18 protein-coding genes and 1 tRNA gene are annotated in these 13422 nt (G+C 65.3%); 12 read left to right on the top strand and 7 right to left on the bottom strand.

All coding sequences use genetic code 11. The annotated features are described in order from the left end of the window. Window positions 1-198: 198 nt before the first annotated feature. Window positions 199-750 (bottom strand): G/U mismatch-specific DNA glycosylase, encoded by a 552-nt coding sequence (gene mug, locus ACLJRM_RS08460; protein WP_410662702.1) that lies wholly within the window; start codon window positions 748-750, stop codon window positions 199-201. Between the two features lie 28 nt (window positions 751-778). Here mug and ACLJRM_RS08455 point away from each other — a divergent pair, with 28 nt between their 5' ends. Next, window positions 779-1432: a class I SAM-dependent methyltransferase gene (locus ACLJRM_RS08455; protein ID WP_410662701.1), complete on the top strand. Its 654-nt coding sequence runs from the start codon at window positions 779-781 to the stop codon at window positions 1430-1432. Window positions 1433-1529: 97 nt separating this feature from the next. Next, window positions 1530-1700 carry a hypothetical protein gene (locus ACLJRM_RS08450; RefSeq protein ID WP_168214447.1) on the top strand — a complete coding sequence of 57 codons (171 nt, stop codon included), beginning with the start codon at window positions 1530-1532 and terminating at the stop codon, window positions 1698-1700. Here the strand turns inward: ACLJRM_RS08450 and ACLJRM_RS08445 are convergent. Continuing rightward, a complete protein-coding gene (locus ACLJRM_RS08445; RefSeq protein ID WP_101611420.1) occupies window positions 1647-2330 on the bottom strand; it encodes a VanZ family protein in 684 nt (227 codons plus the stop codon). The two genes, ACLJRM_RS08450 and ACLJRM_RS08445, sit on opposite strands and share 54 nt — an antisense overlap. Before the next feature lie 150 nt (window positions 2331-2480). Between ACLJRM_RS08445 and ACLJRM_RS08440 the strand changes: the two genes are divergently transcribed. From ACLJRM_RS08440 to ACLJRM_RS08425, 4 genes are all read left to right on the top strand, one after another. Then, window positions 2481-2969 (top strand): GNAT family N-acetyltransferase, encoded by a 489-nt coding sequence (locus ACLJRM_RS08440; RefSeq protein WP_101611419.1) that lies wholly within the window; start codon window positions 2481-2483, stop codon window positions 2967-2969. A gap of 14 nt (window positions 2970-2983) precedes the next feature. Continuing rightward, window positions 2984-3769: an alpha/beta fold hydrolase gene (locus tag ACLJRM_RS08435; RefSeq protein ID WP_101611418.1), complete on the top strand. Its 786-nt coding sequence runs from the start codon at window positions 2984-2986 to the stop codon at window positions 3767-3769. A 77-nt stretch (window positions 3770-3846) separates the two neighbouring features. After that, window positions 3847-5532, top strand: a complete 1686-nt coding sequence (locus ACLJRM_RS08430) for a bifunctional metallophosphatase/5'-nucleotidase (protein WP_410662852.1) — start codon at window positions 3847-3849, stop codon at window positions 5530-5532. Window positions 5533-5655: 123 nt separating this feature from the next. Continuing rightward, window positions 5656-5994, top strand: a complete 339-nt coding sequence (locus ACLJRM_RS08425) for an MmcQ/YjbR family DNA-binding protein (RefSeq protein WP_101613609.1) — start codon at window positions 5656-5658, stop codon at window positions 5992-5994. On the opposite strand, the gene ACLJRM_RS08420 is transcribed toward ACLJRM_RS08425, so the two are convergent. After that, window positions 5991-6518, bottom strand: a complete 528-nt coding sequence (locus ACLJRM_RS08420; RefSeq protein ID WP_101611416.1) for a GNAT family N-acetyltransferase — start codon at window positions 6516-6518, stop codon at window positions 5991-5993. The genes ACLJRM_RS08425 and ACLJRM_RS08420 overlap by 4 nt on opposite strands. 32 nt (window positions 6519-6550) lie before the next feature. Next, on the bottom strand, window positions 6551-6943 hold the full coding sequence (locus ACLJRM_RS08415) for a pyridoxamine 5'-phosphate oxidase family protein (RefSeq protein WP_410662700.1): 393 nt from the start codon (window positions 6941-6943) through the stop codon (window positions 6551-6553). Between the two features lie 36 nt (window positions 6944-6979). Here ACLJRM_RS08415 and ACLJRM_RS08410 point away from each other — a divergent pair, with 36 nt between their 5' ends. Together ACLJRM_RS08410 and ACLJRM_RS08405 are read left to right on the top strand one after the other, a co-directional pair. Beyond that, entirely contained in the window at window positions 6980-7381 is a 402-nt protein-coding gene (locus tag ACLJRM_RS08410; protein ID WP_101611414.1) for a DUF4279 domain-containing protein, read from the top strand. A gap of 193 nt (window positions 7382-7574) precedes the next feature. Continuing rightward, window positions 7575-8228 (top strand): hypothetical protein, encoded by a 654-nt coding sequence (locus ACLJRM_RS08405; RefSeq protein WP_101611413.1) that lies wholly within the window; start codon window positions 7575-7577, stop codon window positions 8226-8228. On the opposite strand, the gene ACLJRM_RS08400 is transcribed toward ACLJRM_RS08405, so the two are convergent. Next, window positions 8225-8716 (bottom strand): GNAT family N-acetyltransferase, encoded by a 492-nt coding sequence (locus ACLJRM_RS08400; RefSeq protein WP_101611412.1) that lies wholly within the window; start codon window positions 8714-8716, stop codon window positions 8225-8227. The two genes, ACLJRM_RS08405 and ACLJRM_RS08400, sit on opposite strands and share 4 nt — an antisense overlap. 68 nt (window positions 8717-8784) lie before the next feature. Here ACLJRM_RS08400 and ACLJRM_RS08395 point away from each other — a divergent pair, with 68 nt between their 5' ends. Beyond that, window positions 8785-9048, top strand: a complete 264-nt coding sequence (locus ACLJRM_RS08395) for a DUF3892 domain-containing protein (RefSeq protein ID WP_101611411.1) — start codon at window positions 8785-8787, stop codon at window positions 9046-9048. Here ACLJRM_RS08395 and ACLJRM_RS08390 read toward each other — a convergent pair. Then, entirely contained in the window at window positions 9045-9569 is a 525-nt protein-coding gene (locus ACLJRM_RS08390; RefSeq protein WP_410662699.1) for a hypothetical protein, read from the bottom strand. The two genes, ACLJRM_RS08395 and ACLJRM_RS08390, sit on opposite strands and share 4 nt — an antisense overlap. Window positions 9570-9950: 381 nt before the next feature. Here ACLJRM_RS08390 and ACLJRM_RS08385 point away from each other — a divergent pair, with 381 nt between their 5' ends. The 3 genes from ACLJRM_RS08385 to ACLJRM_RS08375 all read left to right on the top strand — a co-directional run bounded on the left by ACLJRM_RS08385 (window position 9951) and on the right by ACLJRM_RS08375 (window position 12520). After that, window positions 9951-11147, top strand: a complete 1197-nt coding sequence (locus ACLJRM_RS08385; protein WP_410662698.1) for a DNA cytosine methyltransferase — start codon at window positions 9951-9953, stop codon at window positions 11145-11147. A 182-nt stretch (window positions 11148-11329) separates the two neighbouring features. After that, window positions 11330-12046, top strand: coding sequence for a hypothetical protein (locus ACLJRM_RS08380; RefSeq protein WP_410662697.1), 717 nt, complete (start codon window positions 11330-11332; stop codon window positions 12044-12046). Between the two features lie 21 nt (window positions 12047-12067). Then, window positions 12068-12520: a very short patch repair endonuclease gene (locus ACLJRM_RS08375; protein ID WP_410662696.1), complete on the top strand. Its 453-nt coding sequence runs from the start codon at window positions 12068-12070 to the stop codon at window positions 12518-12520. 773 nt (window positions 12521-13293) lie between these two features. On the opposite strand, the gene ACLJRM_RS08370 is transcribed toward ACLJRM_RS08375, so the two are convergent. Further along, window positions 13294-13364 (bottom strand) — tRNA-Gly (locus ACLJRM_RS08370). Window positions 13365-13422 lie beyond the last annotated feature (58 nt).

The raw sequence follows: 13422 nt of genomic DNA, 5'->3' as shown, positions 1-13422 counted from the left end.
TCACCCTCGTCAACCGGTCCCCCCTGCGGGACCGGACGGAAATAACACCTCGTAACTATTACGAGTCAGTAGGTCGGCGGACGTGACGCGGTATCCCCCTCATAGATGTATCGCATCGTCGCAGCAAACTCTGCGTATCTGCTGGTTGTGGATCTCTGGCTCGAATGAGCGCGCCGGCGGGAGAACTTGGCGCGTTCACTACTCAGAGTGGACTTCGGCGCGGAGCCGGCCGAACTCGTCCCCGAGCGCCGCGGGTGTCCAATGCGCGTTCAGCCCGCTCGGATTCGGCAGAACCCAGACGTTGGTGTCACCGATCCCGCTCTCCTGCGGGCCGACCTTCGCCTTCGGCAGGCCGAAGGCGGTCCGGAAGGCCGTGATCCCGACCACGGCGAGCCAGCGTGGCCGGTATTCGGCGACCCTCGCGGTGAGGAGCCGTCCGCCTTCGAGGAATTCGTCCTTCGTCAGCTCGTCGGCTCGCGCCGTCGTCCGCGCGACGACGTTCGTGATGCCGAGGCCGAGTTCGAGCAGCTCGTCCTGCTCGCCGGGGTCGAACAGGCGCGGGGTGAAACCGCCGCGATGCAGCGCGGGCCAGAACCGGTTCCCGGGCCTGGCGAAGTGCAGGCCGAGCGCGCCGGAGTAGAGGCCGGGGTTGATCCCGCAGAACAGCACGTCCAGGCCCGGCGCGATGACGTCGTCGATGGTCTTGCCGTACGCGGCGGCCAGTTCGTCCTTGGTCGGTTTTGTCCTCACGGAGCCAGTTTCCGGCACGCTGGCGGGTATGGATCAGGGGGCGTTCACGGCCGATGGCTGTCCTGTCGAGGTGTACCGGCTGTTGCCGCCCGGCGACGAGCCCGGGATCGTGCACGCGGCGGTCCCGGAGGGCGCTTCGATCCTGGAGCTCGGCAGCGGTGTCGGGCGGGTCACGCACGCACTACTGGAACTGGGGCATCCGGTGGTCGCGGTGGACGAATCGCCGGAGATGCTCGCCCACGTCCGCACCGAGTCGGTCTGCTCGAAGATCGAGGATCTGCGGCTCGGCCGGGTCTTCGACGTGGTCCTGCTGGGCAGTCATCTGGTCAACACCGCCGCGGACGCCGACCGCGAGGCCTTCTTGACCACCGCTCGCGCGCATGTCGCACCCGGCGGGCGAGTGCTGGTCGAATGGCATCCGCCGGAGTGGTTCGACTCGGTCCGGGACGGCAGGGGCGGGCGCCTCGGGGAGGTCGATGTCCGGCTCGACGAGGTCGTCCGCGACGGCGACCTGCTCTCGGCTGTCGTCCGGTACTCGGCCGGGGAGCACTGGTGGAACCAGCCGTTCACCTGCCGACGGCTGGGTCTGTCGGCGCTGCACGCCGCCCTGGCCGGGGCCGGGCTGGCTTTCGAACGCTGGTGCGCCGACGACCGGACTTGGTTCTCGGCCATCCCGGCGTGATCCGCGACACCCACTTTCGTCGCAAGGGGTGGCCAACTCAGCACGACATGCGTACTGTTTGTGATCTCGCACACAAGGTCGTCTTCGAGGAGGAGTTTTGCAGCTTTCGCTCATCCTCGGCCTGGTCGCGTTGATCTTCGTGGTGGCCACCGTGCTGGTGGTCGCGGAAGACCGGCGGGCCGCGCGGCGCGCGGCCCAGCGACGGCAGGCGAGACTAGCGAACCTGGGCGAGGTCGATCCGCTCGCTGCGCACCGGCTGCGTCAATGAGCCCTCGGCGGTAGCAAGTACGTCGGGCTGAAGCTCGACCGTTGAAGGAACAGGCTTCCGCACGAGGCTGAGCAGCAGGGCTCCGGCGATCCAGCCGAGCATCGCGCCACCCGTGTTGTTGAGCAGGTCGTCGACGTCGAAGATCCGGTAGACGTGGGGCGCGGTGCCGAAGTTCGCGGTCAGCTGCGTGATCTCGATCAGCAGCGAAGCGGCGAGACCGATCAGCGTCGTGCCGATCAGGCCGCGCTTCCACAGCGTCCTGGCGAAGAACCCGAGCGGGACGAACAGCAGCACGTTCATGGTGGCCTGCTGGAAGGTCTGGGTGGTGAACCAGTCGGCCATCGGCAGCCCGTGCTTGAGTAGTTCGGTGTGGATGTCGGTGATCCACTGGAACGGATGCAGCTGCACGGTCTGGCTCGGTCGTTTGACGCCGGGCCCGGGCAGCGGCAGGAAGGTCACCGCCAGGGTCATCGTGGCGTAGAGCAGCACGGCGGCCATGGTCAGGACGGGACGAAGGCGCACCCGGCCGCGCGAGTGCAGGACGATCAGCTGCGGGATCAGCACCGTCGCCCAGAGCGCGAAGAAGCCGATCAAGCCGTACTGCAGGGCGGTGACCTGTGCGTTCGTCATGACAGTGACGTTATGGATCTCGGGGGTCCCGACACTTCGGTCGAAGGGCCGCGGCGGCCGGGGCCGGATCGGCCAAGTGGCCGACCTTGATCTTGGCCGATCGGCGATATTCATTCCCCAGGGCGACGGTGGACGTGGGATTCTGCCCGGATGTTGCTCGTTCGACGGCTGACCTCCGAAGACCTCGACGTCTTCCGTGAGATCCGCCTGCGTGCCCTGACGGACACCCCCGAGAACTACGGCTCGATCGCCGCTGCCGAACGGGCCCAGCCCGACGAAGAGTGGCTCGCGAGGCTGGCCGGAGACGCCTGGTTCGCCGCTTTCGACGGCGGCCGTCCGGTCGGCCTGGTCGCCGGGCGGGCACGCGAAGACGGCTGGATCCTCTACTCGATGTGGGTCGCGCCCGACGCCCGCGGCCAAGGGCTGGGCTCGAAGCTGATGGGTGAGGTGCGGTCGGCCGCCGAGGACGACGGCGCCCGGGAGGTGTGGCTGCACGTCGCGGAGGACAACGACCGGGCGCGGCGGCTGTATCTGAAACTCGGGTTCATCGCGACGGGGGAACTGGAGCCGATGCCGAACGACGTCACCCGGAGGCGTGAGCGTCTTTTTTTACCTGTTACCGCCGGTAGCAGTAAATAGTCTAACCTCGCGGGATGGACAACGTCGTCTTCGACCGCGCGGGCAAGGGCGAGCCGCTGGTGCTGATCCACGGGGTCGGCCACCGGCGCCAGGCCTGGTCGCCCGTGCTCGGCCTGCTCACCCCGCACCGCGACGTCATCACCGTCGACCTGCCCGGCTTCGGCGAATCGGCACCGCACTCCGGCGGTTACGGCGTCGAAGCCGCTGTCGAGATGTTCGGGAAGTTCTTCCGCGAACTGGGCCTAGGCAAACCGCACGTCGCGGGCAACTCGCTCGGCGGGCTGCTCTCGCTCGCGCTCGGGGAAGCAGGTCTCGTCCGCAGTGTGACGGCGTTGTCCCCGGCAGGGCTGTGGACGCCGCGGCAGCAGCGGTACGCGCTGAGCATGCTGCGCACCCACCGCCTGCTCGCCGAGCGGATCCCCGAGCACACCGCGCGGCGCCTCGCCGCGACACCGGCGGGCCGGTCGGTGCTGACCGGGATGATCGTCGGCCGTCCGGACCGGCTCACCACGCAGGTCGTCATGGAGGACATCCGCGCGCTCGCGGGCTGCCCCGGCTTCCGGCCGACGCTGGAACAGGCCCGCGGCGGCTTTCGGTTCGCGGGCGTCGTCGAGGACGTCCCGGTGACCATCGCGTGGGCGCGGCACGACCGCATCCTCGCCCGCCCGAAGGCCGCCGAGCTGCGCCGGATCGCGCCGAAGGCGGAACTGCTGGTCCTTCCGGGCTGCGGGCACGTGCCGATGAACGACGAACCCGAGCTGGTGGCACGGGTGCTCCTGAACGGTTCACGTGACATGTGACGTTTGCTTATCGTCCTGCTTTTTCCTCTGGTGAAGGTCAGGTTCGCCAGGCAAACTCCTCCGCCGTGCGCCCCATAATGAAGCTTTCCACCAGGCTGGCCGTCATCACCGGTGCCGCGCTGACCGCGCTGGCCACCGTCGCCGCGCCCGCGTCCGCCGCGCCGGCCACCACCGACGTCCGGATCGTCACGTTCAACGATCTGCACGGCAACCTCGAACCGCCGTCCGGCTCCAGCGGCCGCGTCACGCTGCCCGGTGGCGCGACGGTCAACGCGGGCGGCGCCGCCTACCTCGCGACGCACCTGAAGCGCCTTCGCGGCGAAGCGCGCAACTCCGTCGTGCTTTCGGCCGGTGACAGCATCGGCGCGTCGCCGGTGATCTCGGCGTTGTTCCACGACGAGCCGACCGTCGAGCTGCTGAACCTGCTCGGTGTCGAGGCGTCCGTGGTGGGGAACCACGAATTCGACGAGGGCCTCAAGGAGCTCCGCCGGATCCAGAACGGCGGCTGCCACCCGACCGACGGCTGCCAGTTCAGGAAGTCCTTCAAGGGTGCGAACTTCCCGTTCCTCGGGTCCAACGTGTACTACGAGAACGGCTTCCCGGCGTTGCTGCCGTTCAGCATCGAGTTCTCCGGCGGCGTCCCGATCGGTGTCATCGGCGCGACGCTGAAGGACCTGCCGCAGGTCGTCACCCCGGAGGCGATCAAGGGTCTCAAGTTCGGCGAAGAGGTCCAGGCGATCGACCGCACCGCCAAGCTGCTCGACCTCTTCGGCGTCAAGGCGCAGGTCGTGCTGCTGCACCAGGGTGACAACTCCGAGACCGCCGGACCCGACGAGTGCAAGGTCAAGCCGGGTGCCGCGACCGCGATCGCGCAGAAGGTCTCGTCCAAAGTGGACGCGATCTTCACCGGGCACAGCCACCAGCAGTACAACTGCGTGATCAACGACCCCGCAGGCAACCCGCGCCCGGTGATCCAGGGCGCGTCGTTCGGGCGTCTCCTGTCCGTCGTGGACCTGAAGATCGACCGCCGCACCCGCGACGTCGTGCGCGGCGAGACCAAGGCGCACAACGAGATCGTCACCCGCGACGTCACGCCGGACGCCGACGTGCAGAAGCTGATCGACGAGGCCAAGGTCAAGGCCGCGCCGATCGCGAACAAGGCCGTCGGCACCATCACCGCGGACCTGGTCGCCAAGGGCGCGGCCTCCGGCGAGTCCCCGCTGGGCGATGTCATCGCCGATGCCCAGCTCGAGGCCACGCTGTCGAACGGCGCGCAGATCGCCATGACGAACCCGGGCGGTATCCGCACGGACTTCACCTACGCGTCCTCGCCCGCCGGTGAAGGCGACGGCGTGGTGACCTACGGCGAGGCGTTCGCCGTGCAGCCGTTCGCGAACATCATGCAGACGATCACGCTCACCGGGGCGAACCTGAAGAACGTGCTCGAGCAGCAGTGGCAGGCGAACGGGATCGTGCGGACCCTGCAGATCTCGAAGTCGCTGAAGTACTCGTTCTCGGCGTCGGCCGCCCAGGGTTCTCGCATCTCGAACCTGACGCTCGACGGCACGCCGATCGACCCGGCGGCGTCGTACCGCGTTTCGGTGAACAACTTCCTCGCCGCCGGCGGGGACGGCTTCACCGAGTTCACGCAGGGGACCAATCTGTCCGGTGGTCCGGTGGATCTGGACGCGCTGATCGCGTACTTCGCGGCGCACCCGGGCATCGCTCCGCCGCCCGCGGACCGGATCATCGCCCTGCCGTAACCCCTCCGCGCGTGCAATGAAGGGGACTTTCATGGCAAATTCTGCAAGGAAAGTCCCCTTCATTGCGTCCGATGCGGACGTTCGGGGGTGGTTTTGTCAGTGACCCAGGGCACAATGTCCGCCATGACGACCTGGGAAGAAGTCGTGGACCTGGCCGGCAGGCTGCCGGAGGTCGAGGAGTCGACGTCGTATCGCACGCCGTCGCTCAAGGTCGCGGGCAAGAACTTTGCCCGGCTGCGCACCGAGGCCGAGGGCGGGCTGATGCTGCTGTGCGAGCACGCGGAGAAGGAGGCCCTGCTGGCCTCCGGAGACCCCGCGTACTTCACCACACCGCATTACGACGGCTATGGCGCGATCCTCGTCGACCTCGAGAAGGTCGAGACGGCGCAATTGCGTGAGCTCATCGAGGAGGCCTGGCGGATGAAGGCACCCGCCAGGCTCACGAAAGGTCTGGACGACTAGCGGAGTTCCCCTTCGAGCAGGCTCATCAGGTACTCGTCGTGCCACTGGCCGTTCTGGCCGCGGAACGACTGCCGATGCCTGCCGTCCACCTGGAACCCGAGCTTCTTGTAGATGTGGATCGCGGCCTCGTTGTCGACGACGACCCACAGCGCGATCATGTGCAGCCGCATCATCTCGAAGCCGTAGCGGCAGAGCGTGCGCATGGCGTCGGTGCCGTAGCCGCCACCCCAGTGATCCTTCTCGCCGAGGTAGATGTCGAGTTCGGCGCGGCCCTGTTCCGGAGTGGCGTCCCGCAGGGAGGCGGTGCCGATCAGCGTGCCGACGGCGAGGCTCTCGATCGCGAAGTCCGCCTGCTCGTAGCTGTTGGGCTTCCGTTTGGCGAAGCGCTCGCGGATCTGGGCGAGCGATTCAGGATGGTCCGCCATCATCCAGCGCATGACCTCCGGGTCGTTGTTCCAGCGCCACAGCGTGTCCGCGTCCTCGGGCTCCAGCGGTCGCAGACGGATCAGTTCACCGGTCAGCATCGTCCATCCCCATCGGTATCGGACTTTCCAGACTATTGGGCGACCCCCTCGAGCAGCCACCGCTTTACGGGGACTTCTATGAGCACTCTGGCGCCGAACGGCTCGATCTCCCTCCCCGCCGCCCAACCGTCGTACTTCGCCGCGAGCGCCTCGAGAACGTCTTCGCGGAGATCCCCTCGATGGACGCGCGCCAGGCCTTCGGCGACCGCGGGGGCGTCGCCGTCTTCGAGGGCGAGGCTGACGCGCGGGTCGTTGTCGACGTTGCGCACCTTCACGTTCCGCTCGCCGCTGCCGATCCAGAAGACGCCGTCGAGATACACGAACCACACCGGCGTGACGTGCGGCGAACCGTCCCGTCGGAGGGTGCACAACCAGACGTTGCGCTCCCGCGCCAGGCGTTCGATAAGCGATTGATCACGTTTCACCTGGTCAGCCTGCCCGAAAGCTAGGGTGCCGGGCGTATGAAGGTCCACCAGTACTGCTACTTCGCCTTGAAGAGCGAAACCGTGTCCGCCGGGGAGATCACCGCGCGGCTCGGCATGGCGCCCGACGAGGCCCTGGTACTGGGTTCGCGGTCCGCGGAACACCGGTTACCGCGGATGCACACCTGGAAGGTGACGCATCGCGGTTCGGGACCGGTCGACGACCAGATAGAGAGCGTGATCGGCAGGCTCGCGCCGGTCCGCCCGGGCATCCGGAAGCTGGTGGACGAGGGGGTGAGCGCGGTGCTGCAGGTGGTGCGCTACTTCCATCACCGGGACGGTGACGAGGAATTCGGCTGGCACCTCTCGCCGGCCGTGCTCGCGTTCCTCACCGAAGCCGCCGCCGCGCTGGACGTCGACGAGTACGACCTCAGCGAATGATCCGCCGTTGCCCGTCGAACGAGGTCTCGCCATCTGGTGATCGACCTCGCCAAGCGAGAAGACTGCGAGGCGTGCGGATTCGAAGCCCTGGCCGAGGGGTACCGCCGGTACTTCGCTGAGCCGGTGCGCGGCGGGAACCCCGGAGATGGTGGGATGGTGCCCCACAGCCGGACAACCCCGTTGGGAGCCCAGCATGTCGAGCGAGAACTGGCCGATGCGTCAAGATCCGGAGTCGCCGGTCATCATCTCCCGGTCGCTGGTGGAGGACCCGTCGAACCTCGCGTTCGTCGTACTCGACGACGACGGTGACTGGTTCATCAGCGACGGCAACGAGTTCTCCGAGGACATGGAACTCAACCGCGACGCTTTCGGCGCGCTGCCCCTGAAGGACGCGGTCGACCTCATCCCCGAAATCGCCGCCCTGGCCGCCCTCCCCACCGGCATGGCCGCCGACTGGGACCCGGAACGGCGCGCGTGGCTGCTGAGCTCGGTCGCCGACTCGGATGACGACGACGAAGACCTCCTCGTGCGAGCCGCCCGCCTCGCCGCGTGGACGCACCCGGGCTCGCCGCTGGAAGAAGTCCAGGTGAGCACCGAACTCGCCGAGATCTCCACCGACCCCGCCGCCCCGGTCCGCGCCGTACGCCAGGTCGTGCGCGAGGCCGACGGCAGCTGGCTGCTCGTCGGCTTCCAGGTGCCGGAGGACGAAGATTTCGAGGTCGAAGCCCTGGAGATGGAGCACGCCGTCACGCTCTACCCGGACGTCGCCCTGGTCCTGAGCGCCGCGCCCGGCCAGGTCTACGACCGTCCGAGCGCCGACGCCCCATGGGAACTCGTCGAAGGCTAGACGCCGAAGTCGCAGTACATGACGTGCAGCCCGATGCGCCCCAGCGTCGGGTGCTCGAACGCGCCCGGCACCGTTCCGATGATCTCGAACCCGAGCCGCTCGTAGACCCGGATGCCGGCCGCGTTCGACTCGGCGACCGAGTTGAACTGCATCCCCGCGAAACCCTGTTCCCTGGCCCAGGCCAGGGCGTCCGCGCACAGCGCACCGCCGATCCCCTTGCCGCGAACGTCCTTGTCGACCATGAAACTGGCCGTCGACACATGCGATCCGGGCCCGGCGCGGTTCGGACTCATCTTGGCCGTGCCGAGCACCCTGCCGCCCTCGACCGCGACCACCGTCCGGCCCGGCGGCGTCTCGACCCAGGTCTTGCGAGCGTCTTCCTCGGTGAGATCCGGGTCGTAGGTGTACGTGTCCGCGGCGCGCACGACCTCGCGCACGATCGGCCACACCTGGCCCCAGTCGTCGTCGGTGAACCCCCGGATTTCCATGTCCCGCACGCTACCCGTAACAACCACTCCGCCTCGCCCGACTTTCTTCTGCGACCCGAGGAGTTCGGATGGCCGAGTACGAGATCGTCTGCACCGTCCAGACCGGTTGCACCGCCGGTGGCCACATCCTGGCCGTCGGCCGCGGCGGCGATGTGTTGCGGGTCGACGACGTCTACACGTCGATGGACAACGGCGATCGGTACTTCACCGACGCCGACGGCCGCAAAGCCTATGTACGGAAATGGGCATGCACCTGCGGTGTCGGCACGCTGAAGTCCGCGGCCGACGCGACCTTGCGGAACAACCTGGACAGTTTGCCGCTCTGCGGCTAAAAACCGTTCCGGCGGTTCTGAAACCACCGCCAGGCGAAGCCGGAGCCCAAGAGCAGTCCGGCGCCCGTCAAGCCCGCGCCGATCCAGATCTCCGTCGTGCCGGACTTCCGCTCGACCCGTGTTCCGGGCGGCAATTCAGCCGCGATCCCCTCGACCCTGCCCTGGATCGCACGCTGGTCGAAGACGCTCAGATCGCCGTCCTCCAGCAACGTCGTCAGCCAGCGGCGTACCTCGTCGTTCTGCTCACGAGAGAACCCGGGGAAGTCGATCGAGGACGTCCGGAACCCTCCAGGACCGATGCATCTCAGCGGCTCGCCCGAGGACGCGTCGAGGTACTGCCCGATCGTCTCGCATTCGTCGCCCGCCTTGGCGAAAACGACGGTGTACGGCCCCGGGCCACTGCCCGCGTTCAGGCCGACGAGGAGGAAGATCACGCCGACCATCAGGAGTGGGAGTATCAGCGACCCCGCCAGAAGGGGCAGCAAGGCCGCCGCGGTGCTGTCGCTCGATTTTCTCCGCACGGTGCAGAAGGTAGGTGGGGGCAGTGGGGAGGGGTCCCCAACCGAGCGTGCCGGGACCTTCTGGGAGCGGATGACGGGAATTGAACCCGCGTATCCAGTTCGGCAACCAGGGTGACCATGCTGCAAGGTGGCCCTGACCTGCTGACGGTGTCGCCTCGTGCAACCCATGCCCGTTGCAACCCCAGATATGAGGCCAAGGACACGGACAACAGTACGGGGCAAGGCACATCTTCCAACCCCGCGGGTGCTGCCGGTCGTTGTCATTGATCCGGCGTCAGGTGAGGAGCGCCACCGGGGTGGCTGCGCATTCAACGGCGGGAGGTCTCGAGTTTGTCGGACCTCCCGGGTAGGCTTTGGCGATCTTGCACGAGAGGAGTCGATGTGCCTAGCGCCTTCAAGGTCGCAGGTCTTTTCGCCGGCATCGGAGGCATTGAATTAGGCTTTCGTCAGGTGTTCGGCGACAGACTGGACACAGCGTTGCTGTGCGAGAATTGGGAGCCTGCCAAGAAGGTGCTTGCCGCCCAGTTCAGTGATGTTGATCTTCACTCCGACGTGAAGACGTTGAAGGATCTTCCTGGTCGCCTAGATCTCTTGGCAGCAGGGTTCCCGTGCACTGACCTGTCGCAGGCCGGGCGGACGGCGGGCATCAAGGGTGAGCAGTCAGGCCTTGTTGCGCACGTCTTCGAGATCCTTCGTCTGGCGAAACGACGTCGACGCAAGCTGCCTTGGTTGATGATCGAGAACGTGCCCAACATGCTTGCTCTGGATCGTGGGAAGGCGATGGCCTACCTCGTCCATGAGCTGGGCCAACTCGGTTACAGGTGGGCTTACCGCGTAGTTGATTCGCGCTTTACTGGTGTTCCTCAACGTCGGCGGCGAGTGGTCCTGTTGGCTTCGTGTGTCAACGATCCGCGCTCGGTCCTCTTCGCGGACGAAGGCGACATGCTGAATGAATCTCAGCTCGCTGACGACGCGTTTGGGTTCTACTGGACCGAGGGCAGGACAGGCGTGGGCTGGGCGCGTGACGCGGTTCCTACTCTGAAGGGCGGCTCAAGCCTCGGGATTCCATCTCCACCAGCCATTTGGCTGCCGAAAGCGGACAGTGGGGCGACATTTGTTGTGCCGACTGTTGAGGACAGTGAAGAACTGCAGGGGTTCAGTCGTGGTTGGACTTCTGCGGCGTCCGATGGTAAGCGGAACGGTCCTCGCTGGAAGCTGGTTGGAAACGCGGTCACAGTCGGCGTATCTAAATGGGTCGCCAGCAGGCTGGCGAGCCCAGGGGAATTCAATGTCGAGTCGACCCCGTGGACGCGAGAAGGTGCCTGGCCAACAGCGGCTTGGGGCGAAGATGATCGAGCATGGAAGGTCGAGCTGAGTGAATTCCCGCGACAGGATCCTTATCGGCACCTACTGGATGTGGTCGATCCCGCGCGCTGTACTCCACTGTCGCATCGCGCTGCCAGCGGGTTCTGGAGTCGCTTGCAGACAAGCAATCTGGGGCGTCATGCAGGGTTCCGTGAGGATATGGCGGAATACGTCGAGCGGACCAGCCCACTTCTCAAGTCGATCGCAGTTTGAGCAACTTCCTCGCCGGATGTCGCATCGTGGGCTAAGGTCGGTGCATTATGCACGGTCCTAATATTCTCGCTCGCTTCCTCACCGAGCCAGCCGAAAAGCAAGATAAGTACGGAAACCGATGGCAGTATCACCCTCAGTCGGATCGACACTCGAAGGTCGGGTGTTGGGGTGTCGCGCTCGACTTGCTGATGACCTCCTCGCTACTGCGCAGTCACGTCGAGGCGAAGAAGGTCGTGCTGGGCGTTAACCATGCCATGACGGACTACGCGACCGGCAGGAAAAAGAAACTCGACCTCGTCGTCGCCCGCCCTGCGGGACCGCCGTCGTCGAAGGAAAAGACGTTCGCAAGTCTCGCTCATCAATTTGGTATCGAACTCACAGACGAGGAGAATGCAGCGCTTGCGGCCTTGCCGGCGCTGTACATTGCGCCAGTCAGCTCCGTGCTAATCGCTGTCGAGGCCAAGGCTTGCATGACTGAGCACACAAAGGCGCTGCCGCGGCTCTATGACGAACTGAATTCATCACACCTGTGCATTCACGGAGCGTCGAAGCAGGCACTCGCAATCGGATACGTGCATGTCAACATGGCGTCGGATTTCATTTCTCCTGGACGTAACCATCATTCTCTGACAGCCGGTACCGTCGAGGTGACGACACACGATCAGCCAAGGGTGACGCAGCGCGTACTGGCCAAAGTTGCCGAAATCCCTCGGCGGTCAGCCTCGTCTGAAGTGGGATTTGACGGTGTCGGTGTGACAGTGGTGCGGTTGCATAACAATGGAACCACCGTAGATGTGGTCGACGACCCGCCCGCTCCGCAACCTGGAGACACTTTCCACTATGCCGACATGATCACCCGTATGGCGACGGGGTACGACGCGACATTCGCGAAAATTTAAGCTCGGGAAGGTGGGATTGGAGTGCGACGGGAGACGAAGAATCCAGCTTCTAGTTCGCCTACTGCCACTGCCCGCCTGAGCAGGCAGCCTCAGCGTGATACGGCGCTTGAGCTCGAAGTCCGCCGACATCTTCATTCCTCTGGCTACCGGTACCGTCTTCAGATCCCAGTCCCAGGTCGGCCGCGGCGGACGATTGATGTTTGTTTTCCGAGTCTTCGGGTCGCGGTCTTCCTGGACGGTTGTTTTTGGCACGGTTGCCCAGATCATGGAACCTCGCCCAAAAGTAATTCTCGTTGGTGGAGAGAAAAAATCGAAGCGAACCGAGTGCGAGACAACGACACCACAAAGCACTTGAATGACCTGGGTTGGGTTGTGGTGAGATACTGGGAGCATGATCTCCCCTCAGATATAGCCGGTCTAATAGGTCATACTGTCAACATGCGGAAGGCAGAACTAGGTCTCAAACCTCGATAAGGGGAGACCGCATCATTGATGGTGGTTAGTGGCTGCGCACGGGATGTGGGATGGGAGTAGCTGCCTGAGGGAGATTCTTGCGGTGATTTCTTGCTGCATCACCACTGGCGTATAGCTTTGATCCCTTAGCGTAGGAACGCGTAGATGTCATCATACCGTGCTTTAGAATGGCGAGGGTAGTTCTTGAGTTCGCTTGCTGCGATAGCTTCAGCTGGTGCCTAAATCTTTGGTTAGGTGCGGGTATCGCTGGAGGTGGTCGAGCCTCCCGTCGCGAGCTTATGTTCGGCAGCCGAAGGCGCAGCAGGAGTTCGGACGCGGATCCCCTGCTGACAGTCTGGTCTTGTCTCTTGTGTCACCTGAGAATCTTGGGTTAAGCCTGAGTGAGACGCGCTGTTCTTCACCGCTGAGCGAGCGGGAACGCGGTGCGTGGCCGAACTTCAGTTGGCGAACGAAATGGGTCGAGGTTGCGGAGCAGATGGGTTAAGGGCCGCATCTCCACTAACCGCTACACGCCAGGAACGTCTGGGGGAGAGAAGGCGGCACGTTGCCAAAGGCGTTATGGCTCAGACGGGGCACGACGGCATGAGGGCGGCGCTCACCTACCAGAGGGCGGCCAGTGAAGTCGACGCGTAGATCGTGGATCGGCCGCCCCCGCTCGTCGACCGCCACCGGAAGGGTGTGGCCCGTTAATGGCACGCGAGCACCGTTGCCCGGCCAAAGCGAAAGCCCCAGGTCCTAAGTGGACATCCACTGACCTGGGGCTTTCGCAGGAGAGCGGATGACGGGAATCGAACCCGCGTATTCAGCTTGGGAAGCTGATGTTCTACCATTGAACTACATCCGCAGTGCTCGGCCAGCATACATGGTCCGGATCTCTCCCTGCCAAGCCCCCGCCCACCTTG

The sequence above is a fragment of the Amycolatopsis sp. lyj-84 genome (genome assembly GCF_046549075.1).
In the GTDB taxonomy this organism is placed as follows: Bacteria; Actinomycetota; Actinomycetes; order Mycobacteriales; family Pseudonocardiaceae; genus Amycolatopsis.
Note: the sequence above shows the minus strand (reverse complement) of the source record. Positions and strands in the feature narration are given on the sequence as shown.

Excerpts from the sequence above, each read along its gene's own strand:
- ACLJRM_RS08435 (WP_101611418.1), top strand. The coding sequence starts at position 2,984 with ATGGACAACGTCGTCTTCGACCGCGCGGGCAAGGGCGAGCCGCTGGTG.
- ACLJRM_RS08445 (WP_101611420.1), bottom strand. The coding sequence starts at position 2,330 with ATGACGAACGCACAGGTCACCGCCCTGCAGTACGGCTTGATCGGCTTC.
- ACLJRM_RS08420 (WP_101611416.1), bottom strand. The coding sequence starts at position 6,518 with ATGCTGACCGGTGAACTGATCCGTCTGCGACCGCTGGAGCCCGAGGAC.
- ACLJRM_RS08400 (WP_101611412.1), bottom strand. The coding sequence starts at position 8,716 with ATGGAAATCCGGGGGTTCACCGACGACGACTGGGGCCAGGTGTGGCCG.
- ACLJRM_RS08405 (WP_101611413.1), top strand. The coding sequence starts at position 7,575 with ATGTCGAGCGAGAACTGGCCGATGCGTCAAGATCCGGAGTCGCCGGTC.
- ACLJRM_RS08440 (WP_101611419.1), top strand. The coding sequence starts at position 2,481 with ATGTTGCTCGTTCGACGGCTGACCTCCGAAGACCTCGACGTCTTCCGT.
- ACLJRM_RS08395 (WP_101611411.1), top strand. The coding sequence starts at position 8,785 with ATGGCCGAGTACGAGATCGTCTGCACCGTCCAGACCGGTTGCACCGCC.
- ACLJRM_RS08455 (WP_410662701.1), top strand. The coding sequence starts at position 779 with ATGGATCAGGGGGCGTTCACGGCCGATGGCTGTCCTGTCGAGGTGTAC.
- ACLJRM_RS08430 (WP_410662852.1), top strand. The coding sequence starts at position 3,847 with ATGAAGCTTTCCACCAGGCTGGCCGTCATCACCGGTGCCGCGCTGACC.
- ACLJRM_RS08410 (WP_101611414.1), top strand. The coding sequence starts at position 6,980 with ATGAAGGTCCACCAGTACTGCTACTTCGCCTTGAAGAGCGAAACCGTG.
- ACLJRM_RS08425 (WP_101613609.1), top strand. The coding sequence starts at position 5,656 with ATGACGACCTGGGAAGAAGTCGTGGACCTGGCCGGCAGGCTGCCGGAG.